The organism is Cyanobacteria bacterium GSL.Bin1, from assembly GCA_009909085.1.
Taxonomy (GTDB): domain Bacteria; phylum Cyanobacteriota; class Cyanobacteriia; order Cyanobacteriales; family Rubidibacteraceae; genus Halothece.
Window position 1 is genome coordinate 1 of sequence record JAAANX010000124.1, and the last position, 23940, is coordinate 23940.

The following is a 23940-nucleotide window of genomic DNA, read 5'->3' on the forward strand; positions in this document are numbered from 1 at the left end:
ATCTGGAAGTGTTTACTCGCTAACCGCTCATGGCTCTATTCGCAGCTACGGGGAGGTTATCTCTCCCCAATCCCCCACCTCACGAAGTAGGTGGGGGTCATTGAACAATGTCAATCCGAGAAGTCTTGCCGTGCTGGGGATAATCTAAGGTCCCGAGTTCCCCTCCAAACGCTTTGACAATGCTTTGCAGTCCTAAACAAACGCCGAAAATTGGCAGTTCGCGTTGGACACATTCAAGGACGGTTTCGGGAACGCCAAAATCACTGGGTTTGCCAGGTCCAGGCGATAACACCACCAGATCGGGCGCTTCCTGATCAAACACTGATGGGGGAAAACCGTGACGCAGGGTAGTGACACTTGCCCCAGCTTGACGCAAGTAGTTTGCTAACGTGTGTACGAAGGAGTCTTCATAGTCAATCAGCAGCACTCGCTTTTGAATTTGGGATTGAGGGGAAACGTCATTGCTAATATGGGCTTTGGTTGTTTTCCCCGTCTCGCAGGTCTGACGGACGACACAAGCCTCCGAATTGGATTCGGAGGACGCGTCCTTACAAGCATTGCAAAGGGTCTGAACAAGAGCAGCAGCTTTGGTGTGGGTTTCCTGTTCTTCGGCGGTCGGATCTGAGTCATACAGAACCGTTGCTCCTACCCGCACTTCGGCAATTGAATCTTTAAGCCGCATTGTCCGCAGGGTTAAGCCTGTATTGATGTCGCCGTTAAAGGCTAAATAGCCGACAGCCCCGCCATACCAGCGCCGAGGGCTTTGTTCGTACTCCTCAAGGAACTGCATGGCAGACCGCTTGGGCGCACCTGTCACCGTGACCGCCCAGGTGTGGGTGAGAAAAGCATCTAGGGCATCAAATTCAGGACGTAGGATTCCTTCCACGTGATCGACGGTATGGATGAGGTGGCTGTACATTTCTAGCTGACGGCGACCAATGACCTTTACCGAGCCCGGCTTGCAAATCCGCGACTTGTCATTGCGGTCTACATCAGTACACATCGTTAGCTCTGCTTCTTCTTTATGAGAGTTGAGAAGTACACGAATTTGAGCAGCATCACTAATTGCATCGGGACCGCGACCAATGGTACCGCTAATCGGGCAGGTTTCGACACAATTGCCCTCGACGCGCACAAACATTTCTGGAGAAGAACCGATGAGGTATTCTCCTCCCAGATTAAGTAAGAAACCGTAGGGACTGGGATTGATTTGCTGTAAAATACGGAACAACTCTGTAGGCGATGCGACGCAACCTTTATAGAAGTTCTGACTGGGAACAACTTCAAATAAATCGCCGCGACGGAAGTACTTTAAAGCTTCGTTCACTTTCTCAGCGTACTCGCCCGGTAGGTGGTCCGATTCGTGTTCCGGGGTTAGCCGCTCTCCTCGGTAGTCAATCCACTCGCCAGTACGAGGTATTCCATGAGTACTGCCGTGTTCGGTTTCAAATTCGTACTGATATCGGTAGGCTTGCTTAAGATAGTAGTTAACAACAACCAGCTCGTCAGGCAGATAGAGTAGCAAATCTCGTTGATCGGCAGCGCGATCGCGCTGTTTAGCAATTGACTCGAATTGGAAGACTAAATCGTAGCTAAAGGCTCCATAAAGTCCTAGGTTTTCGTCTTCGTTGCTGTAGAAAGCTTGAGAAATTTCGCGGACCACACTAAACACAGACGGTTGCTTACTTCGTTCCTCTTCGGCAAAAAACTGGGTTGCTTGCTGAATGGAACCAACCAGACGGTCGTCCTCTAATGAAACTTCTCGAAGTTGCGGATGTCGGCAAAGGCACTCCGCTAAGTAAGGCAAAAGAACTCTGCCCCGTTCGTTGAGCGCTTTCAACGTAAAGTCGCGATCGCGCGTTGCCAGCTCTAGAGGCGGATTGACAAATCCAATTGCCCACCATTTATATCGTCCGGGATATTCATAGCTACTTGCTAATAAGCCTCCTCGTTGAGAATCTAAACACGACAGAACGGATTCTATAGCATCGTCTATTGGCATCTCAGTGGCAGAGCGAGAGACGTGAATGCCGCCCTGGGTCGTGTAGCAATGGGAATTCAAAATCATAGAAAAATTCCATACTGTTATGAAGACCTAAATACAATTGACCCTTTACAAGAGCCAAAGTATTAGAGTAAATTAGATAAGCTCATTTCAGGCACTACAACAGTAATGCAAGTGCAGATGTGTTACAACATAACAGTTACTTGAGTGATTCTTTAATAAACAATCTTTAGGGCGGATTAACAATTTTTTTGCTTTTTAACTTTTGTATCACTAGATACGTTTCAATCTTTAGATTTCACTCTATTCTTCTGTTAAAAATCTGTCTTTAGAAAGAAGCGCGATTTAATATTTAAACTTCTATCATTTTGTATCAAATTAACATCAGCTAAGCCTACTTGGCGTAGCAATTATTTTTGCTGTTGGTGTTATTAATACTAAAAACAATAAACGAAACAAAAGAAAGCTCAATCAAAAAATTCTTCATTGTTTCCTCACTTAAGATTGCTTATGGTTTCAGGTGAAGCAAATTTGACATTGTTCTGAATTCTTGATTTCCAAGAGTGAGGGTTGATGCGCTTTTAAATAGACAACGCTTAATGGTGATTGCTAGTAATTACGCGGTCGTACTTAATAGAAGCTTTGGTAATCGCGTTCTCCAACTCTGTCAGTGCAATGGGGTGCGATTGGCATTAGCAGGAGCTTGATAGCGTTTCTGACGATTTTTACAGGCATTTATTTCAAACTTATGGAAGAAACACTGAACGGCTCGACAACCGAACCAGCATCGGGTCCGAATACGGGAGCCGAGAATGGTGAAAATCCGTTTGCCGGGGATGGCAACGCCTTTGCTAGCGGCTTTGGAGGTGGCGTTTTCGGCGATCCTCTGGCGCCGGCTGACGGCTACGAATATGACTTCGGCTCAGATGCTGAGGGAGGAGGTTTGTCCATGCGAACCCCCTTCGATGAGCTACTAGAGTTTGAGGAGTTCGACAATGTAGGTGACATTTTTGGCGCTGGTATGGGAGATAATGCTTTTGCCGGCGGTGCTCCGACTGGTGAAGGGGTATCCTCCAATACTGATGGCGGTACCGCTCCTGCTGGGAACTTGTCTTTCTCTGACGGCGATAGTGCTCCTGAAGGCAACAGCAATAATCCCTTCAATCCCAATACCGACGGTAGCCCCTTTACCGACAGTGATGACGTTGCTGATGAGACTGCCGACGGCGTGGAAGAGATGTCCTTTGGTGATGGGGGTTCAATGATGAACGCCGATTTCAGTAGTATTGACACGGGGGTTGGCAATACCGACAACGGGAATGGCAATAACTTTCTCGGCGATGCTGAAGGAGAATCTGGCAGCAACAACCAGGCTGACGGCAACGGAAACTGGTTTTACGGAAATGACAATCTTGCCGAAGGTAACGGGAACTGGAGTTTCGGGGACGGCAACCAAGTTAACGGTAACGGGAACTGGAACCTAAATGAAGCAGGGGGTACTCCTTTCAACTCCATTTTTGAAGGGGAAAATAATCCTCTTACTGGCGGCAATTCCCTAGGATTTGGCGGCGAAGAGAGTGCTTCACTTGATGAAATGGGTGGCAATAACCCCGTTTTGGCTGGTGGTAGTACGACACCAACCCCAGTTGGCGATGGTGAAATACCAGACACAGCTGAAAATCCAACTGGCAACCAAAATACTGTGAACGGTAATGGTAACTGGAATTTTGGTAGTAATAACGATATTTCTGGAAACGGTAACTGGAACTTTGGCGACGGCAACATTGTTACCGAAGGTAACGGCAATTGGAATCTTGGAGATAACAACGAAGTTAGCGGCAACGGCAATCGTCCGAGCGGTAACGACAACAGTATCTCTGGTAACAGTAATCGCGTTACTGGCGACGGTAACAGCATTAACGGGAATCGCTTTGAATTAGACGAAGACGATTTAAATATCTTTGGTAATGCTGATCGCTACTTCCAAACCGATGCAGACGGCAATGTCTCCTTAGTTAGCGATGAATCGGCTAGGGATCCCAACTACACTTTTGACTTCAGCGGTGTGGTTGGAGCCTCTGAGGATGGCGAAGTAGACGAACTCCTAAATGGAGGCGAGCTGTCCGGAGATAACAATCCGGCAGGACAAGAAACAATTGAACAGGTTTACGAAAGCTTGAATAGCACTGGCATGGGTTCTTTACCAGGTAGTAGCGACGCTGTAGATGGTGCGACGGGAATCTTCCCAGAAGGGGAAGTTCCTGCAGATGCCTCTCCTGAGGGTCTACCTGTTGCCTAAAGTGGTAACTCTCAGAGAGCTACTGAGGCGCGATCGAGCAAGTCTTTCATAACTTCTGTATTCCGTACTCTTAGGCTGCAAAACAACAAATTGACAATTTCGTAACGTTTTAAAGGATTGAAAAATGGCATTTGGTGATAATTCTGGCAATTTCGGCAGTGGCTCTATGGGCAGTGCTGGCGGTTTCGGTGGCGGTTCTATGGGAAGTGCTGGCAATTTCGGCAGCGGCTCTATGGGCGGCGATGCTTCTGAAAATGAAAACCCCGCATACGATTTCAGCGCTTTCGGAGAAGGCGATACTGAGGGAGGGCAACCCAATATTGGACCTTTCTCCCGCTTACTCGACATTGAGGGCGTTGATGGCGTAGAAGATATCTTTGGTAACGTCGGCGGTGGCGGCGGCGCTATGGGCGGCGCTGGCGGTTTCGGCGGTACTGATGGTGCTAGCGGGGATAGTCCCTTTGGTAGTGGTGCTGGCGGTTTCGGCGGCGGTGCTCCAAGTGAAGATGGGGGAGACTCAGCAATGGGAGGCTCTGAAGGCAGCGCTCCCAGTGGCAATCCCTTTGCTAATTTCGATCCTCTCCAGGAGGGCAATCCTTTTGTTGAAGGAGACGAGCCTGATGTTTCGTTCAGTGGCGGTGCTGGTGGTTTCGGGGGTAGTACTTCTGCGACCGATAGTGCTGGGGAAAACCCCTTCGGCGGTGCTTCTTCTGGAGTGCCTGATGAAGGTTCATTTGCTATTGGTGATGCTGGCGACTATGTGGTCAGAAATGAAAATGGGGAATGGTTCATCAGTGATGATGACATCGCTAGCGAAGAAGACACTTCTCTGACTAACCCAGAAATTCCCGGTGTCGATGCTGAAGCTAGCGGCAATCCTTTTGGCGGTAGTCCTTTTGAATTCAACCCGACAGCAGATGTGCCCGAAACTTCTGACATTGCTGTAACAGATGGCACACCCGCTACTGGTACTTTCCTTGAGGGCGAAGTTCCCGAAGATCTTACTGACGAGGAACTTGCCGTTTCTAGTGAAGTCGCTGACAGCGAAGAGGCGCCTGCTGAAGATAGTAACTCTTTTGGGGGTAATTTTATGGATATGGAATCTAATTCTAACTATGTCTGGAATTATGATTTTCCTGACTCTAGCAGTCCTAACCAAGATTCTCCCGCCAGCGATAGTAATGCTCCCGAATTCGTAGATGGAAACCTTGTATTTGAAGGACTAGACTTTGAAATTCCTCTCTTGGACGAAGAAGGAAACATCGATCCTTCTGTGGATTCTGTTTCTCTAGATAGCGAGGGAACACAGGAAATCCCCGAAGGTATCAATGTTCCTGTCGATGAAGATGGCGAACTAGACTTATCTGCTATTGATGCTCCTGTCCTCAATGAGGATGGCGTGTTAGAAATTGGCGATGAGATCGAAATTCCTCTGTTTAACGATGGGGGCGAACTAGATATAGATTCTTTGATTGGGGGTCCTGTTAGTGTCGGCGACGGACTTGCCTTTGGTGAAGATGACGGTCTCGGCGGTCCTAACCTGAATGAGGGTGGCGTACTGGAAATCTCTGAGAATATTGAATTTTCTCTCTTCGACGAGGAAGGCAATTTAGACCTGCTCGGTGTTGGTACGCCTGTCCTTGGAGACGATAACGTGCTACAAGTTCCCGGTAGCTTTGAGATTGACCTTTCTGAAATCGTCGCCGACGATTCAGTTGTTTAAGCTAATTCCTTAGCAAGCGCCAATCTAATCACTTAAACAAACTCGGATCGCATTGCAGATTGGGCAGTGCGATCCTGCTAATATCCCTTCACATCAATCAGAATTTTCTCACTACGGCTAAATCAACGCCCGATTCCTCTCGGTAATCAAATAAGAAGCAATAAATAACTAATAATCTTATGCAACTATCCTCATCTAAAGCAAAGGAAACTCCTGATAGAGACACTAACGGCACCAAGGCAACCGCAACCCAAATTCAGAAACCCGAACCGGAAATTCCGCAACTGACTGTAGCTCAGGCGCTTGTCAACGTCCTTGAAAACTTGGGAATTAAAGAAGCGTTTGGCGTCTCTGGCGGCGCAATGGCGACCGTGTGGGGCGCTCTGTCCAATAGCCCCTCAATTGACGTACTGCACTGCCGCCACGAAGGAGGAGCGGCTTTTGCGGCCACTGAGGCTCACTTTGCCAACGGTCGCCCGATTATTGTCTTTACTACCGCCGGTCCAGGCATTACCAACGCTCTCACCGGACTGCTAGCAGCACGGGATGAAGGAGCCAAAGTCATTCACCTCTCAGCTTGTACCTCAGCCCCGCAGCGCGGGCGCTGGGCCATTCAGGAAACGAGCGACCAGACAATTCCTAAAGGCGGAATTTTTACCGCTGGTGCTTTGTTTAACTATGCAACGATTTTAGAATCCCCTCAGCAGCTCCCCCAAATCGCCCGCAGATTGGCACTTGGGTTGGCACAGCCGGGTAGCTTTGTCGCTCACATTAGTATTCCGACTAGCATTCAGTCTACTCCGATTGAAACTCCTATTCCTGAAGTTAACCTCGCTCCTGCACTTCCTGTTCCCAGCCCCGAAACGGTGGCGATGGCAGCACAGCTACTTTCGGAAGGACCCTTTGCCATCTGGGCTGGTTTTGGCGCGCGGGGAGCTGCCGCAGCAATCCGCGAACTGGCAGAAAAAACCGGTGCCGCTGTTATGTGTTCTCCTCGCGGCAAGGGCATTTTTCCCGAAAATCATCCCCAATATGTGGGTATAACAGGCTTAGGCGGACACGAGTCAGTGATGAACTATATGCAGGAGCAATCGCCTCAACGCCTTCTGGTACTAGGAACTCGCCTTGGTGAACCGACTTCCTTCTGGAGTAAAGAGATGGTTCCCCCTAAGGGGTTTATTCATGTCGATGTCGATCCGAAAGTTCCGGGGGTCGCTTTTCCGTTTGCCGAAACTCTCCCCGTTATCTCGGATATCAATATCTTTGTGGAGGCATTGCTTAAGCACTTCCCCGAGCGAAACGAGCAAAACATCGTTCTACCCAATCCCGAACGGGATGAGATTGCTCCAGCTGAAAGCAACTTAGTGAGACCAGAAATCTTAATGCAGGCAGTTCAGCGCATTGTCGTTGAGGGCAGCGATGCAGTGGTTCTGTCTGAGTCGGGAAATTCTTTTACCTGGACCACTAATCTGCTAAGATTCCCCCAAGCCAATCGCTACCGAGTCAGTACGGGGGTGGGCTCGATGGGACACAATGTGACTGGCGTTGTTGGCGCTGCGAGAGGACGTAATGGTAAAGCGGTTGCGGTCGTGGGCGATGGCTCGATGCTGATGAATAGCGAGGTTAGTACAGCCGTTAAGTACGAGCTTCCGACCGTTTGGATCGTTCTCAACGATGCTTACTATAACATGTGCAATCAGGGTATGGCTCTCCTCGGGATGAAAGGACCCGATGCTAAACTGCCAGATACGGATTTTAGTTTGGTTGCTCGCGGCATGGGTGCTGAAGGTATCCGCGTAGAAGTTGAGGCTGGGCTTGAGGAAGCCCTAGAGAAAGCAATGGCGGCGACGGGTCCGGTGGTCGTTGATGTTGCTATCGATCCAACTCGCTTTGCGCCGTCTAAAGGACGCAACAAGAGCCTCAGCGCTCAAAGCGCTAAATCGACTCAGCAGGAAAAGAAAGAAAAGCAAGTTTCCTTTCCGCTAGTCTAAGTCTTTGCCAGAAGCCAGTTTTGTCGGGTAACAAGAAACCTATCTCAATATCCACGGGGAACAGAAAGTTTTAGTCACCCAACGCACCCCAGCGCGATCGTCACTGACCAAGGGGGACGCACCTGCCACGCTGCGATTGTGGAAGCTGGCATTGATTCGATGAGTCTCAACCCCGATTCGGTTTTGAAAACGATTTTGAAGATTGTGGAGGTGGAAAGCAGGTTTAGGAACGTTCTGTTCTTTTTCTTTGCTCGTTTAACCAGAGTTGTTGATTTCTTGAACTTGAAATTGAACAACTCTGTTTTTGTTTTTTTACGCCATATCTTAGCGTAAACTCATATGGCAATTCTTGAACTCATGAGTTGCACCCTATAGTTCTCAGGACTTAAACCTCTTTACCTATATTTTTGTACCTCGCCGAACTGGGACCTGCTAAATACAGTCGAGTTATGCCAGCTTATTTAGCAATCTACGTAAGTTTAGCTAAATTTTTTAGTCGTTCATCTAAAAAATCGTCACTTTATCGAAAGATAGTTAATTGGCATGGCCGATTACTTCCTGTAGCATTTTAGATTAGAAAAGTTTAGAACTTATTGAGGTTTGTCTCAAAAAAAACAATTTAGGACTGCTATAGACGACAAAAAATAGGAAAAGACAAACTGGCTTTTCTTAATTCAACTGCCAAACGCTTGAAATCCCTTACTTAGTAGTAACTAATAAACTTCTTTAATGACTAATAACAACACTCAAGTATTAGCTGAATTAGGTTTAGAAGGAGAGCAGCGTGGAGCTTTTTGAAACTGTTACACAAATGGGTCACGAACAAGTCCTGTTTTGCCACAATCCAGAACAAAACTTAAAGGCAATAATTGCAATTCATGATGCCAGCCTGGGTTCAGCAATGGGAGCGACTCGCTTGTGGCCATATGCTAGTGAAGCCAATGCTCTGCGAGATGTTCTTTGCCTTAGTCGCGGCATGACCTATAAAGCAGCCTGTGCTAACATTCCCGTCGGTGGCGGCAAAGCCGTAATTATTGCCGATCCGCAAGCTAAAACCAGCGAGCTTTTGAGAGCCTATGGACGCTTTGTTAACAGCTTGAACGGACGTTTTATCACTGGACAAGATGTCAATCTTTCTCCCGTCGATCTGCGGGAAATCTACCAGGAAACCAAGTATGTTGTTGGAATATCGGAAAAATCTGGAGGACCTGCTTCTCTAACCGCACATGGAGTCTTGTTGGGTATGAAAGCAGCAGTAGAGTTTGGCTTACAAAAAGGACTTGACGAACTTAAAATTGCTGTTCAAGGACTAGGAAATGTTGGCAGCAATTTGTGTCAGCTTCTCTACGAGAAGGGAGCAACGCTTTTTGTCACTGATATTAATCCAGAAAGAACGGCAAAAATTAAGCGTCTTTATGGAGCTACAGTTGTAGACCCTAATGAGATTTATACTCTCGATGTTGATGTCTTTTCACCCTGTGCTTTAGGAGCAATTTTAAACGACTCAACTATTCCTTTACTCAAAGCCTCAATCGTTGCTGGAGCCGCTAATAATCAGCTTGAAAACGAACAGCAACATAGCAAACTCCTTAAATCTAAAGGGATTTTTTACTGTCCCGACTACGTTATTAATGCTGGAGGCTTAATTAACGTTTACAACGAAATGATTGGCTACGAGGAAGACAAAGCCTTGAAACAGCTAAACGGCATTTATGACAGCTTGCTGGAAATATTTAACATTGCCAAGCAACAGGACATAACCAATTTTGAAGCTGCTCAAAAATTAGCGGAAGAGCGCATCAAAAAAGCCAGATTGCAAAAAGCGACAAAGGAACACTAACAAAAGGATAAATTAATGGAAGAAAATACCTTTGCCACATCTGCATATATTGCCACATCTCCTGAAACAGCTTTTGATTATCTCTCTAGCTTAGAGAATCTGGGTAACTGGACACTCTATAGTCGCATGATCGAGAAAATTGATGAAGATACTTGGTTAGGCACTGCCTCTGGCTATCAAAACAATCTTTACTACCACGTCAAACGAATAGAAAATCCCTTCTTTCGCGGTATTGAATGGCACTGCGGCTTCGAGTACAAAAAATATTTTCAGGTTTATCCCGTTTTCCTTTTTTCCCCAGAGTATATTGAGCCGGGTATGGACGAACCAGGAGTTTATTTTCACTGGCTCAGCTTTGTCGATCCCAAACGGCGAACGCCAATGATCATGCAGGGGATTGAAACAGTCCACACTTCCGAATGTCGCTCTTTAAAGGCGATTTTGGAGCGCAACGCTGGCATAACCAAAGCCGCCAAAGGACTCTATCAGATTGATACTGATACTATCTATGTCAATGCTCCCATCCAGCTCGGTTTTGAATACCTGCAAGATCTGCGCAACATGGAAGACTGGGCGCATTTTCTCCGTGCCAATGGCGAAATTGCCCCAGATTCAGGTAGCTTCCTCGATGAATACAGTCAGAGGGTAGAAGTTAGCCTGCGGACTCACGACTTCAATAACTATTACCTAATCGAACAAAACTTTTACTACCCCGATGATGACTTCACCCAGCGTTGCCCAACCGTAATTATTCCCTGCTCATACGCTTTTGGCGACCCGGATGCTGAAGGATTCATCCAGCACCGGATTACCTTCTGGCCCGTTCATCAGTCCCTGCGTCGCGGCAAGCTGCAGATTCAGGACTACGGTGCTGAAAGCATGAACGTTAAGCGATTGCTGGAAGCCAAAGCAGGCAATACAAAGACGTTTGCCCAAGGGATGAGCTATAAACCGGCTGATTCTAAAGCAACCGTAGCTTCTGCCTAAAGCTGATTGAACCTCGCAAGGTTGCGATGCGACCCCCCGTCGCCCTTATGACAGGACGTATGAACTCCCTTAATCTTACGACCTTAAGTCGAGATATCTGCAAACGCTAACGATTGGTACTATTTAATCCCGCATAAAAGATAAAACTCAAGCAAATAACTTGCTCATGTTTATTAAAGCGGAATTAAGCCAATAAATAAGTCATTATCATCGCTTATCCCCTGTATTAGGGATCGATAAAATATGCCTTATTAACCATTTAATAGATAAAACTTTGAACGAACAAACTCCCCCCATGAATGAAATGGACGAAACTTTGAACGAACAAATTCCCCCGATGAACGCTACGGACGAACAAACTCCTCCCATGAATGAAATGGACGAACAGACTCCCCCAATGAACGCCGCACCGGGCGACGAGGATGTGATCCCCGGCCTTCCGGCGCAATACTCCAGCGGTAATGCCGGATTTTTTAACCGCCAGAACGAGTCCGTACCGACTGCAGTAACTGTCGGTCCCGACGGCGCACTTTACGCCTCCGAGCTAAGCGCATTGCCCTACCCCGAAGGCTATGCTCGTGTGCTGCGCGTCAGCGATCCTGAAGGCTTTGCTAGCTTCGACGGACGTACTCCCGGGGGCATTAGCCAGATCTACGCCAGCGGCTTCGAGCAGATCAACGGTCTAACGTTCGATGAGGATGGGGCACTTTATGCCCTCGAATACGTCAACGGTAGCACCGTTTACGATCCCGCCCTCTCTACAGAAGACCTGCCGCCGAGCCGCTTGATTCGGGTAGACCCAAATGGCACGCGCGAGCAGATTTCGGGTGAAGAGCTGCGCTTCGGCAACTACGTGTTTGCGCATGAGGGCAAGGTTTATGCTGCGATCGGCAACGGCGACATCGACGAGGGTCAGGTGCTTGCCTACGATCAAGATGCTGAGACCGGCGAGTGGTCATACGAGGTCGTGGCGGAAAACCTTAATAACCCCCGCGGCATGGATATCGGACCCGATGGCAACCTTTACGTTCTCGAATCGGGCAAGGGCACGCCAGCGGACGATCCAAACGTTGAGGACGCTTTGAGCGTTCAATTCATTCCGGGTTTGGTCAGCCAGCGCGCTGGCTACACTGGTGCGATTAGCAAGATCGACCTTGAAAACGGCGGCCAAGAGAGGCTTTACGAGGGTTTGCCTTCGACCATTGAATACGATCCGAATACCGGTGAAGACCGCATTCTTTCTATCGGTCCGAACGGTCTGGCGATTGATGACGATGGTACAGTGTGGATCGCCTCTGGTGGCGGTCTCTCAGACGAAACTGCCGAGGCTTTGGGTGAGTTCGGCGAGGGTCTGCGTGGCGTGTTAAAGCTGGAAGGTTTGTTCGGCGACAATCCCTCGGAGGCGACCTGGTCCCCGGCGTTCGATACGGTAGAATACGCCCTCGAAAACAGCCCCGACGGGGCAACCACCTTGTTCAATACACAGAGCAACCTAAACGATATCGAGATCGGCCCCGACGGCAACCTTTACGCCGTCGATGCAGCACGTAACGTGATGTATGGCATCAGTCAAGACGGTGAAGAGGTCGAAAGCGTCACCGTACTGCAAAAGACTCCGCCAGTACTTACCCCACCGCAATACGGCTTGGTTACAGAGGCGGGTGGCGATCCGAGTGCCGACTACCGCGTCGAAATCGCCGAGCGGACATTTAAAGGCGAGAACGATCTACCCGACACCCCAGGTCGGCAGCAGGCACTTGAAATTAATGGTGAAGCACCTGATGGTGAGATGCCTGAAGCACCCGATAGTGAGATGAACCCTCCTGATGGTGAGATGCCTGAAGCACCCGATAGTGAGATGAACCCTCCTGATGATGAGATGCCTGATTCTTCCTATGAATGGGACTTCTCTTCTTTTGAAGATTCTGGTAGCGACAGCGACGCTCCTGCTTCTGATAATGATTCTACCAACTCCGCACCCGATTTCAGCTTTTTTGAAAACATGGCTGGAGGAGATCTAGACGGGTTATTAGAGGAAAGTCCCTTTGGAGCAATGTTAGATATTCCTGGCATTGAGGGCGCGGAAGATATCTTCGGTAGCTTTGGTGGTGGTGCTGGCAATTCTGGTGACGGCGGTTTCTTTGGTGGTACTGGCGGTTTCAGCGATGGCGTTCCTTCTAGCGATACGAATGGTGAAGCGTCTAGTTATACCTATGAATGGGACTTCCCATTTAATGAATCTGATAGCAGTAATGGCGAAGATGCTACGATTGGCAGTATTAACTACACTATTAATAACCTGTTTGTCTTTGGCGATCGCCAAGAAGACGGTGCCGAGTTCGGCAGTAACAGCAAAAACGGCACGAATGGTGAGATGCCTGAAGAAATGAACGGCGAAATACCCGAAATGAACGGTGAAATGCCTAGTTCTCTCCCTCAAGATTCTTCTCCTGAAGCAGAATCTGTTAGCGACAACGGCGAGGTGCCTTTACGGGGCGAGGATGCCACAATAGGCAGCGTTTTGGGCGAAGCTGGCGTACCAGGAAATTTCTCCGACGTTGACGGCGAGGCGCAGTCGCCGACTGCTAATGAGGATCTGGTCGATGAGGGGCAAATCGCGGCGGACCGCCCAACCCCAGGCGACCCAATGCTGGAGCCTCAGGCACCGGCAGATGATCTGCCAATGCCCGAAGCTAACGCAGGCGAGGGTGTTGATCTGCCTGATGACGCTGAAATTCCCATGACTACAATGGCAGACGGTCCTCCAAATGAGGTGCCTGGCTTGGATCCGACGATGCCCCCGCCGGACGACTCGAACGCAAATGACTTTGACCCGCTTAACCCTCCCATGCAGGCGGAACAGAGCGTGCTGATTCCTGGTCCAGTCGATCCGCTTGCACCTGTTGTCACTGAGAGCAATCCGTTTGCGGACTACTTCGACCCGTTCTTCGGTGTGTATTTACCGGCGCAGGGAGAAGAGCCGGTGCTTTCTGATGGTGAGGGCAGCTACACAGTCGACGACCTGTTCGTGTTCGGCGATCGCCTGACCGAGAACGGCGGCGAGTTCGGCAAGAACGCTGTCGGTGAGAGTACGGGCGCAAACCCACCTTACGATGCCGCACCATACTCATCACTCGGCAACTTCACCGACGGCTTAAACTGGACCACCTACCTCGCACGCATCCTGGGCGTCGAGGACTATGAGGAACAGGACACCAACTTCAGCTACCTCGACGCTACAGCTCGCGAGTTGGACAACCCGACCGACCCGTTCGGGGAGGCGACCGAGTTGAACACCTTTGCGGGACAGATTGATGCCTTTGAGGAGACCTCCGGCACATTTGACGAGGACGACCTGGTGGTCGTTAACTTCGGCGGTAATGACTTGACCTTACCGCCGGAGGAAGGTGTCCCGCCGGAGGAAGCGGCACAGCAATCAATTCAAGCGACTGTCGACGGCATTGCGCGCCTGCAAGAATCGGGTGCCGAAAACTTCTTGGTCGGGTTAGTTCCGCCGGTGGAGCTGGCGCCGATCTTTAGCGACGAAGAATTCCTAGACCTTCTTGGCGTGGAGCCAGGCTTCTTTGACCCAGTGGTTGAAGAATACAACCAAGGTTTAACAGCCGCGCTGGAGACCTACGAGGCAGAGTCGGGTGCGAATGTCGAGATCTTTGACGTCAACGGGCTGTTTGATGCCATCGCCGCTGAGCCGGAGGCGTACGGCTTCGTCAACGTGGACGAGCCGGTCTTGAGCAGCCGGACGCCGGTGACTGGTGAACCGCCCGAATACAATCCTGCGATCGTGGGAGAGGATCCGGCAGTGCAGCACGCAACGCTGTTCCTTGACCCGTACTTCCACCCAACTGCCCTCGGCCACTCGATCATCGCCGAAACGGCGCGGGACGAGCTGCTCGATCTGGGTCAGGAGCAACTCGGCGGCGAAATGCTTGACAACATAAATGTAGATTCATCGATTATCTAGGGCTTGCTGAATAAAACGGAAACCCTAACCCAATGGGGTTTTTAAGCCTTAATTCCTCTAAAAAGTGCAAGGGAATTGAACAATCAAGGCGGAAAGACCTTGCACTTTCCAAAAAAACTTCTTAACTTTCCCTACGTTCCTTTTTTATCTGTTCCCTGTTTTCTGACCGTACTGATGTTGCTCAATCTGCGAAACGAGGCTAAATAACAATTTAAAGTGATAAATACTTGTTGCTTTGAATAATTTAAGTTAGAATTACTCAAGTACACTAAATATTTTTAGGTAAGTGTTTGCGAGGAGGTCAAGCTTTAGAAGTACAGAGAAATCCTTAAACCTTATAAATCAAGGAAGGAATTTTGCTGAAACATGAATGATGTTTTTTTTCTCTAAATTCCCATAAAAAATGAATCATTATTCTTAAATTTAAAATTTTTTGTCATGTATCTTAATAACTGAATTTTGATATTAGATCACTCTATATGATTTAGAGGTTATGGTTAAAAATCTAGATCGATCAATTACACTGCCCAGAATTAGGCAAATTAGCAATGAACTCCAAAATTGGCTATCTCATCAAATAGAACCAACAGCTTGGAATTGGCTGGTTCAAAGCATCCAACAATTGCAAGAGAAGGGTTCGGAGGTGACTTTATTTACAAAATTTAGTGCAGCTTCCCGCTATCTCGGTAAACTCGACTTACATTTGACACCAAACGATTTATCGAAAGCCCATGCTCTTCGTTCGGGATGGACTCCTAAAAATTGGAGTGTTGATCAAGCAGCACGAACTCTTTTGTTGCTGAGCTTTTCCTCAGAGAATGCGGATCGCTACGAAAAGGCAATCGAAAAACTCTTTTCTGCTGCCGATGTCGCCGAACAAGTCGCTTTATATCAAAGTTTACCGTTGCTGCCTTATCCCACACGCTTCAAAGCAAGGGCGATTGAAGGATTACGAAGTAATATGACAGTTGTTTTTAACGCGATCGCGCTCAATAATCCTTACCCAGCCGACTATTTTGAAGAAGACCCTTGGAATCAAATGGTACTCAAAGCCCTATTTATCGATAGTCAACTCAGCCAAATGCAAGGGCTTGAAACTCGAGCGAATCCTAAACTAGCGCAAATGCTATCTGATTATGCTCATGAACGATGGGCAGCCGGTCGCCAGGTTAATCCTCAACTTTGGCGACCCTTTGGTTTTTTTGCCCAGGGAAATTTACTCCTGGACTTAGAGCGTGTTCTTAAGGAAGGACAGCCTTATGAACAAGAAGCAGCTGCTTTAGCCTGTGCGAGTGCCTCTACCCCTGAGGCTAAGGCTTTGTTAAATTCGGTTCCCCAGTTGAAACAGCAAATTGCTAATCAAAGCTTGACTTGGGAGAGTTTTAGTAAAACTTATCCTTGACCCCTTCCAGACCCTTTCTTAGATTCAAAACGTTTGTCCACTTTGTTCATTCAAGCAACCAATGTTAGAAAACACAACCATGGTCATTGATCCTCATATTCACATGTCTTCTAGAACTACCGATGACTATCAAGCGATGGCGAAAGCGGGAATAGTAGCGGTTATTGAACCAGCTTTTTGGTCAGGACAACCTCGTACCAGTGCTGATACTTACAAAGACTATCTTAGTTCTTTAGTTGGTTGGGAAAGATTTCGTGCTAGTCAGTTTGGCATTAAACATTATTGCACCATTGGTTTAAACTCCAAAGAATCTAACAACGAGCCACTAGCCAAAGCGGTAATGGAAATCTTACCTTTATATGCTTGCAAAGAAGGAGTAGTCGCCATTGGGGAAATTGGCTATGACGATATGACTCCTGCTGAAGATAAATATTTTCGCCTTCAGTTAGAACTAGCCAAAGAATTGAATTTACCCGTGATGATTCATACTCCCCATCGAGATAAAAAAGCTGGTACATCTCGCAGTATGGATGTTTGTTTAGAACATGGATTGCAACCATCTCAGGTAATTGTGGATCATAACAACGAAGAAACCGTTCGAGAAGTATTAGATCGAGGATTTTGGGCCGCATTTACCATTTATCCCAATACCAAAATGGGTAATGAAAGAATGGTAGAAGTCGTTAGAAAATATGGTTGCGATCGCATTATTGTAGATAGTAGTGCTGATTGGGGAATCAGTGATCCTTTAGCAGTCCCAAAAACAGCACAATTAATGCAGCAAAGCGGCATTTCAGAAGAAGACGTGAGGGCAGTCTGCTATGGTAATGCGCTTAAAGCTTACGGTCAAAGTGGGGAAATGAAAGAAGATGACTGGCTCAATCCCCTGCCAATCGACCAACGACAACTCTACAACGGTAACTCAGTTTTGCGGGGACAAACACCCACGACTCCCGAATCACATCAAGAATCCATTATTATTCGCTAATTACCATTTCATTGTGGGGATTTTTTAAGAGAATGGAAACTTTTAGCCTGCGCTCACAGCCAATTTGGGCTTACTTACAGTTAATGCGACCGGCCAATATTTTAACCGCTTGGGCCGATATTTTAGTCGGCTATGCCGCAGCAGGGTGTATCACAGTCAATGCTGACGCCGGTTTTCTCACTTTTAATTCCTTCTCTTCGTTAGGCTGGTTAGTCTTATCCACCAGTGGTCTCTACGGAGGGGGCGTTGTCTTTAATGATGTCTTTGATTTAGAGCTGGATCGTCAAGAACGCCCAGAAAGACCCTTACCAAGCGATCGCGCTTCTTTCACGAATGCCGTTGTACTGGGGAGTTTACTTTTAATTGTCGGAGTGTTAGCAGCTAGCCAGGTTTCCCTTCTTAGCGGTGGAATTGCCTTCGTCGTTGCTTTAACGGCCTTAATTTATGATGGGTTTGGCAAGCATCAGGTTTGGTTAAGTCCCATCAATATGGGGTTATGTCGAGGGGGAAATTGGCTCCTCGGGGTCAGTGTTTTACCCGTTATGGTAACTGAACGATGGTTTTTAGCGCTCATTCCCATTATCTATATCTCAGCGGTCACAGCAATCAGTCGCGGGGAAGTGGAAGGAGGTAGCCGCCAAACTGGCATTTTTGCCATCAGCCTAATCTTACTGGGATTGATTAGTGTTTTTGCTTTAGGATTCCTGGAGAATTATTCCTGGTATTTTATTGTTCCCTTTGTCATTTTATTTGCGTTACTGGTTTTACCGGCATTTGTCAAAGCCACCCTTAACCCTGATCCTTTGCTCATCCAGAAAGCGGTGAAAGCAGGCGTTTTATCTTTGATTGTTTTAGATTCGGCAATTGCTGCTGGCTTTGCTGGTTTTTCTTATGGTTTGATTGTCCTTAGCCTGCTGCCACTCTCTGTATTGTTAGCACGTTTATTCGCCGTGACTTAGAAAAGTGAGAGTCTCTCACTTGCAAAAACCGATAATGATCGGTTTCAACAGACGCTCCGAATCGGTATTGAATCCAGCCATCTCTTACTTAAATTGAATTCAAAAAAATTGCTTTAAGAATCGTTCTATGGTTGCTAGTTCCACTCCTTTAAATCGCCACTCTCATCAACTCCTTCAACAGAACTTTTCGGTAACCTTCCAATATCAAGTTCATTTTACGGAACAGCTTTTTGACTCGAATAATCCTCTATTGGCAAATGTGGTGGCTGCAGATAGCGAAACCCTTCCCCATAAAATGATGGTCATTGCTGATGAAGGGGTTCTCGCTAATCATCCTCACCTTTCCTCGCAAATTGAAAACTACTGCCATCATTATGGGGATGTTCTGAAACTAACCACAGCAGTGATTGCTGTCCCCGGAGGAGAAGCCATCAAAAATAACTCGAACTGGGTTGAAGCTTGGCAGCAAAAAATGGATGAAAGCTCACTGTGTCGTCATTCCTTTGTCATTGCCATTGGGGGAGGGGCAGTGCTAGATGCAGTGGGCTATGCTGCTGCCACTGCCCATCGAGGCATTCGCTTGATTCGAGTGCCGACCACCGTCTTAGCGCAAAATGATGCCGGGGTTGGTGTGAAAAATGGCATCAATGCTTTTGCCAAGAAAAATTTCTTGGGAACCTTTAGTCCCCCCTATGCCGTTTTGAATGATTCTGCTTTTTTGCACACTCTTGATGATCGCAACTGGCGAGGAGGAATTGCCGAAGCCATCAAGGTCAGCTTAATTAAAGATGTTGCCTTTTTTGAACAGCTGGAAACCTTAGCCGGCGCGATCGCGCTGCGAGAGATGAGTGCAATGCAAATGGCCATTTATCGCAGTGCTGAACTCCATTTACAACATATTGCTAGAAATGGCGATCCCTTTGAAATGGGGTCGTCTCGTCCCCTCGATTTTGGTCATTGGGCAGCCCATCGTTTAGAACATTTGACCCACTATCGCTTAAATCATGGAGAAGCCGTTGCCATTGGGATTGCCCTCGATAGCACCTATTCGTATTTAATGGGCTTACTCCCCGAAAGAGAGTTACAACGAATTTATGACACGCTTCAAACCTTAAAATTTACCCTTTACGTACCAGAACTCTCTCACTATCTTGACGATCCCCAGCATCCCAACTCCTTATTTATCGGTTTAAAAGAATTCCAAGAGCATTTAGGGGGTCAACTGACTGTGATGTTACTAGCCGGAATTGGTCGCGGGGTGGAAGTTCATCAGGTCAACTTAGAGCGTTATCGCGAGGCAGTAGGGATTTTAAAAAACCAATCATTTACTCTTTAACTCGAATCACCTTATGCGTTTAAGCTGCGACTCCCCTTACCATCTGACTTACTGCACCAATATTCACCCGGGAGAACATTGGCAGTCTGTCTTTACTAACTTACAAACCTATATTCCTCAACTAAAACAGAAGGTTTCCCCAAACCAACCATTCGGAATTGGGTTACGTCTAGCCAATATAGCGAGTGAGGAATTACTATCAGGAAATGCCTTAGCCGAATTTCAAGATTGGTTAACCGCACAGCATTGCTATGTTTTTACGCTCAATGGTTTTCCTTATGGTGGATTTCATCATCAAGTGGTTAAAGAGCAGGTTTATGCCCCCGATTGGTCGCAAACAGAGCGTTTTCATTATACCCAACGTTTGGTTACAATTTTAGGAACCCTGCTTCCAGAGAGCTTAGATGGGGGGATTTCTACCGTTCCTTTATCTTATAAACCCTGGTGGCAGCCCTATCCCGAGCAATTGTCTGTCATTTTTAAGAGTAGCGTTCATCATCTTGCCGCGATCGCTGCCGAAATGGCACAGGTAGAAGCAACAACTGGCAAATTACTCCACCTTGACCTCGAACCGGAACCGGATGCTCTACTGGAAAATACTGATGAAGTGATCGCTTTCTATCAAGATTGGCTATTAACGGTGGGCGTGAAGTATTTGCAAAGAGAGTGGGGCGTTAATTTTTCTACGGCAGAACGCTGGCTTAAACGACATATTCGGGTGTGTTACGATACTTGCCATTTTGCTGTGGCATACGAAGACCCTGCGACGACGTTTGCCAACTTCCAACAAGCCGGAATTGCCATTGGTAAGTTCCAACTCAGTGCAGCGATTCGGATTCCGATACCAAGGGAATTATCACAACGACAAGCCCTATATCACTCTCTAGAACCCTTTGCCGAATCGACTTATTTACATCAGGTCATTGAGCAGCAAGCTAATCGTTCGCTCAATCACTACTCTGATTTAGGAGATGCCCTGACTACTTTAAATACGACTACTGCCACTGAATGGCGTACCCATTTCCATGTGCCCATTTTTATTGACCGGTATCCGCCCTTTTTCTCGACGCAAGACCACATTGCTGACATTCTCAAACAACTTCCTCAAGTTCCTGATTGCAGCCACCTAGAAATTGAAACCTATACTTGGGAAGTTTTGCCCTCTGACCTCAAACTCGATCTGCTCTCCTCAATTCAGCGGGAGTATGAATGGGTTTTAGCCACTTTACCTCAATCTCTTGTAATGACTCATTAGACATGATGAAAAAAACAGTTGTTCTTAATGTTGTTGGTTTAAGCCAGAAACTTTTGGGAGAGCACACGCCCAAATTAAGTCGCTGGCTCGCTGAAGGAAAACTAGCTACGATTGAACCGGTTCTTCCTGCGGTGACTTGTACAGCCCAAAGTACTTACTTAACTGGAGAATGGCCGAATAAAACGGGCATTATTGCCAATGGTTGGTACTTTCGCGATCGCTGTGAAGTCAAATTTTGGCAACAGTCAAATCAGTTAGTACAAGCCCCTAAAATTTGGGAAATCGCTCGTAAGCTTGACCCGTCTTTTACCTGCGCCAATTTGTTTTGGTGGTACAACATGTACTCCACTGTGGACTATTCGGTGACGCCGCGTCCGATGTATCCGGCAGATGGTCGGAAGTTTCCAGATATCTATACCCACCCGGCTGATTTTCGTTCGCAATTGCAGACCGAACTCGGTCAGTTTCCCCTCTTTAAGTTTTGGGGGCCAACAACATCTTCCGAATCAAGCCAATGGATTGCCAAATCAGCAAAATGGTTGGAAAAAAGAGTGAGTCCCACTTTAACCTTAATCTACTTACCCCACCTCGACTATTGCCAGCAAAAATTTACTTGTGAAGCCGATCAAATTGCAACTGATCTCCAAGAAATTGACGAAATATGTGGCGATTTAATTGAGTTCTACGAAGATCAAGGCGCACAAGTGATCATTCTTTCAGAATATGGTATCACCCCAGTTAAGCAACCGGTTCATATTAACCGTTTGCTGCGCAAGGAAGGATTGGTGCAAGTGCGAGAAGAATTAGGTCGAGAACTCCTTGATCCCGGTGCTAGTCAAGCCTTTGCTGTTGCCGATCATCAAATTGCCCACGTTTATGTTAATGATCTCACCGTGCTCTCAAGCGTGAAACGTCTATTGGAAGCTACAGAAGGCATTGATTTTGTCTTAGATGAAGTCGGTAAGGAAAAATATCATCTCAATCATGAACGGAGCGGAGAATTAGTAGCAGTTGCGAAGCCAGAAGCATGGTTTACCTACTATTACTGGTTAGACGATCAAGTTGCTCCTGATTTTGCCCGCACGGTCGATATTCATCGTAAGCCCGGATATGATCCTGTAGAAATGTACATCGACCCAGAGATTAAGTTTCCCCAATTAAAAATTGCTAGTAAATTACTACAAAAGAAACTTGGTTTCCGCTACTTAATGGATATCATTCCCTTAGATGCTAGCCTTGTTCAGGGGTCGCACGGGCATATTCCAGCATCATCTCAAGATCATCCCGTGTTGATGACTCGGCAATCGGACTTACTGGCGAACAATCAAATTAATGCAGTGGATGTCTTCCAAGTTATACTAGCTCATTTGAAGAACAGTTTGATTTAGTATCACAGCTTTCTGTACTACCATTATTCCCCTTGCTGGAAAAGATGGCATTGGGCGTGATCGCGCAGCAGATGGTCACATAAAACCAGAGCCACCATTGCTTCTACCATCGGCACCGCCCGAGGCAGCACACAAGGGTCATGACGTCCTCTGGCGGCGAGTTCTGTCGCTTCACCGCTACGGGTAACGGTTTCTTGCGCTTTCCCAATCGTCGAAGTGGGTTTAAAGGCAGCCCGGAGGATAATATTTTCCCCATTACTGAGCCCCCCTTGGATGCCGCCGGAATAGTTGCTCCGCGTGCGAATTTTCCCGGTTTCGTCGGTATAAAAGGGATCATTGTGTTCACTACCGAGGAGTAAGGTCCCAGAAAAACCTGAACCAATTTCAAAGCCTTTACTCGCGGGCAGAGACATCACCCCTTTCGCTAAATCCGCCTCTAATTTATCAAAAACCGGTTCCCCCAGTCCTTTGGGGACATTTCTCACCACACACTCAACCACTCCACCAATGGAATCTTTTTCCCGTCGGGTTTGGTCAATGAGATCAATCATCTGCTGGGCGCACTCGGCATGAGGACAGCGGACAATATTTGCTTCTACCTCTTCGCGGGAAACCGTGTTACTATCCACTGGGGCTTCTAAATCTTTAATGCGTTTAACGTAGCCAACAATTTCTACCCCTGCCCATTGCTTGAGGATTTTTTGGGCAATTGCCCCAGCTGCCACCCGGCCAATGGTTTCTCGCGCGGAAGAGCGTCCCCCGCCTTGCCAGTTGCGAAAGCCGTACTTGGCATCATAAGTGGCATCAGCATGGGAAGGCCGATAGGTGGTTGCCATTTCGCTGTAATCTTGGGGGCGGGTATCTTGGTTCGGAACCAAAATCGCGATCGGGGTTCCGGTGGTTTGTCCTTGAAAGACTCCCGACAGAATTTGACAGGTATCGGTTTCTTTACGAGGGGTTGTAATTTTACTTTGTCCGGGTCGCCGGCGGTCTAACTCCACTTGGATTTCTTCAGCGGAAAGAGGAAGTTGCGGGGGACACCCATCAATGACGACACCCACACCCCCACCATGTGATTCACCGAAGGTACTGATCCGAAAGAGTTGTCCAAAGATGCTACCCATAAAATTTGTGTTGCGATTGTGATGAATAAGGGGATCAAGTACTTATTCTACCAAGTTTGACGAGCCCTCAGCAGTCGCGAAATTCAACCACATTCTCTTTAATTACCACATCATAACGACTAAGAGACTGTTCCTATAAGTCAGTCGGATAGGAACGACATTTCGTCATCTTTATACCTGAATCGTTGCATCTATTTCAAGTTTGACCCTTATTTTTCGCAATGTTCCCTTCGGGAACCGGCGAAGCCATCGCACTTGTCTTTTATCTTTTCTTTAGGAACAGTCTCTAAAAACAATTATTCAACAAAAAGGAACTGCCATTGCCGAGCTTTATAACTAAGACACTAGAAGCAGCCCTTTCAAGGTGTTGATTTTGCTGCCTTATTTTGGGCTAAAATTTTAGCAGTAGAAATATGAGGTCGCTTAACAGGACGAGTTCGTTTCCTTTGTCGTCTGGTCTTTTTCGGCCTACGTGGGTGAGACTGAAGAGTCTCTAAATTAATGCGATTGGCTAAATCTAGAAGAAGTTTACTAAACTCGATCAGACCCATTGATGCGAAAATTTCCCATTCTTGAGGTGGAATAGCGATCATCATGCCACGATAGGTTGCGCTAATTTCATCGATGAGATAGAAACTCGAAACTTCTTGTTCAATTTTTT

15 protein-coding genes are annotated in these 23940 nt (G+C 47.3%); 12 read left to right on the plus strand and 3 right to left on the minus strand.

Annotated features, from left to right (window positions below):
• Window positions 1–97: 97 nt before the first annotated feature.
• Window positions 98–2068 carry an anthranilate synthase gene (locus GVY04_15850; GenBank protein ID NBD17548.1) on the minus strand — a complete coding sequence of 657 codons (1971 nt, stop codon included), beginning with the start codon at window positions 2066–2068 and terminating at the stop codon, window positions 98–100.
• 886 nt (window positions 2069–2954) lie between these two features.
• Between GVY04_15850 and GVY04_15855 the strand changes: the two genes are divergently transcribed.
• The 12 genes from GVY04_15855 (at window position 2955) to GVY04_15910 (ending at window position 22155) form a co-directional block, all read left to right on the plus strand.
• Complete coding sequence (locus GVY04_15855) at window positions 2955–4304, plus strand: hypothetical protein (protein ID NBD17549.1); 1350 nt, start codon at window positions 2955–2957, stop codon at window positions 4302–4304.
• A gap of 124 nt (window positions 4305–4428) precedes the next feature.
• Window positions 4429–6027 carry a hypothetical protein gene (locus GVY04_15860; protein NBD17550.1) on the plus strand — a complete coding sequence of 533 codons (1599 nt, stop codon included), beginning with the start codon at window positions 4429–4431 and terminating at the stop codon, window positions 6025–6027.
• A 179-nt stretch (window positions 6028–6206) separates the two neighbouring features.
• Window positions 6207–8018 carry a scytonemin biosynthesis protein ScyA gene (gene scyA / locus GVY04_15865; GenBank protein NBD17551.1) on the plus strand — a complete coding sequence of 604 codons (1812 nt, stop codon included), beginning with the start codon at window positions 6207–6209 and terminating at the stop codon, window positions 8016–8018.
• Between the two features lie 784 nt (window positions 8019–8802).
• Entirely contained in the window at window positions 8803–9858 is a 1056-nt protein-coding gene (gene scyB / locus GVY04_15870) for a tryptophan dehydrogenase ScyB (GenBank protein NBD17552.1), read from the plus strand.
• 15 nt (window positions 9859–9873) lie between these two features.
• Complete coding sequence (gene scyC / locus GVY04_15875) at window positions 9874–10845, plus strand: scytonemin biosynthesis cyclase/decarboxylase ScyC (GenBank protein ID NBD17553.1); 972 nt, start codon at window positions 9874–9876, stop codon at window positions 10843–10845.
• A gap of 274 nt (window positions 10846–11119) precedes the next feature.
• On the plus strand, window positions 11120–14827 hold the full coding sequence (locus tag GVY04_15880; GenBank protein ID NBD17554.1) for a ScyD/ScyE family protein: 3708 nt from the start codon (window positions 11120–11122) through the stop codon (window positions 14825–14827).
• Between the two features lie 493 nt (window positions 14828–15320).
• Complete coding sequence (gene eboA, locus GVY04_15885; GenBank protein NBD17555.1) at window positions 15321–16229, plus strand: EboA family metabolite traffic protein; 909 nt, start codon at window positions 15321–15323, stop codon at window positions 16227–16229.
• Between the two features lie 61 nt (window positions 16230–16290).
• Window positions 16291–17217, plus strand: coding sequence for a hydrolase TatD (locus GVY04_15890; protein NBD17556.1), 927 nt, complete (start codon window positions 16291–16293; stop codon window positions 17215–17217).
• A gap of 32 nt (window positions 17218–17249) precedes the next feature.
• Window positions 17250–18176: a UbiA-like protein EboC gene (eboC, locus tag GVY04_15895; GenBank protein NBD17557.1), complete on the plus strand. Its 927-nt coding sequence runs from the start codon at window positions 17250–17252 to the stop codon at window positions 18174–18176.
• 127 nt (window positions 18177–18303) lie between these two features.
• The gene (locus GVY04_15900; protein ID NBD17558.1) at window positions 18304–19512 is read left to right on the plus strand and encodes a 3-dehydroquinate synthase; all 1209 of its coding nucleotides are present in this window, start codon (window positions 18304–18306) and stop codon (window positions 19510–19512) included.
• 13 nt (window positions 19513–19525) lie between these two features.
• Window positions 19526–20767, plus strand: a complete 1242-nt coding sequence (eboE, locus tag GVY04_15905; protein ID NBD17559.1) for a metabolite traffic protein EboE — start codon at window positions 19526–19528, stop codon at window positions 20765–20767.
• Window positions 20768–20772: 5 nt separating this feature from the next.
• Complete coding sequence (locus tag GVY04_15910; GenBank protein NBD17560.1) at window positions 20773–22155, plus strand: alkaline phosphatase family protein; 1383 nt, start codon at window positions 20773–20775, stop codon at window positions 22153–22155.
• A 23-nt stretch (window positions 22156–22178) separates the two neighbouring features.
• Here the strand turns inward: GVY04_15910 and aroC are convergent, their stop codons facing one another.
• Together aroC and GVY04_15920 are read right to left on the minus strand one after the other, a co-directional pair.
• Window positions 22179–23279, minus strand: coding sequence for a chorismate synthase (aroC, locus tag GVY04_15915; protein ID NBD17561.1), 1101 nt, complete (start codon window positions 23277–23279; stop codon window positions 22179–22181).
• Between the two features lie 359 nt (window positions 23280–23638).
• Window positions 23639–23940: IS4/IS5 family transposase (locus tag GVY04_15920; protein ID NBD17562.1), on the minus strand; the 302-nt coding region annotated here is incomplete at its 5' end.

Coding starts and splice junctions, on each gene's coding strand:
- GVY04_15850 (NBD17548.1), bottom strand. CDS start 2,068: ATGATTTTGAATTCCCATTGCTACACGACCCAGGGCGGCATTCACGTC.
- GVY04_15855 (NBD17549.1), top strand. CDS start 2,955: ATGCGAACCCCCTTCGATGAGCTACTAGAGTTTGAGGAGTTCGACAAT.
- GVY04_15860 (NBD17550.1), top strand. CDS start 4,429: ATGGCATTTGGTGATAATTCTGGCAATTTCGGCAGTGGCTCTATGGGC.
- scyA (NBD17551.1), top strand. CDS start 6,207: ATGCAACTATCCTCATCTAAAGCAAAGGAAACTCCTGATAGAGACACT.
- scyC (NBD17553.1), top strand. CDS start 9,874: ATGGAAGAAAATACCTTTGCCACATCTGCATATATTGCCACATCTCCT.
- eboA (NBD17555.1), top strand. CDS start 15,321: ATGGTTAAAAATCTAGATCGATCAATTACACTGCCCAGAATTAGGCAA.
- GVY04_15890 (NBD17556.1), top strand. CDS start 16,291: ATGTTAGAAAACACAACCATGGTCATTGATCCTCATATTCACATGTCT.
- eboC (NBD17557.1), top strand. CDS start 17,250: ATGGAAACTTTTAGCCTGCGCTCACAGCCAATTTGGGCTTACTTACAG.
- GVY04_15900 (NBD17558.1), top strand. CDS start 18,304: ATGGTTGCTAGTTCCACTCCTTTAAATCGCCACTCTCATCAACTCCTT.
- eboE (NBD17559.1), top strand. CDS start 19,526: ATGCGTTTAAGCTGCGACTCCCCTTACCATCTGACTTACTGCACCAAT.
- GVY04_15910 (NBD17560.1), top strand. CDS start 20,773: ATGAAAAAAACAGTTGTTCTTAATGTTGTTGGTTTAAGCCAGAAACTT.
- aroC (NBD17561.1), bottom strand. CDS start 23,279: ATGGGTAGCATCTTTGGACAACTCTTTCGGATCAGTACCTTCGGTGAA.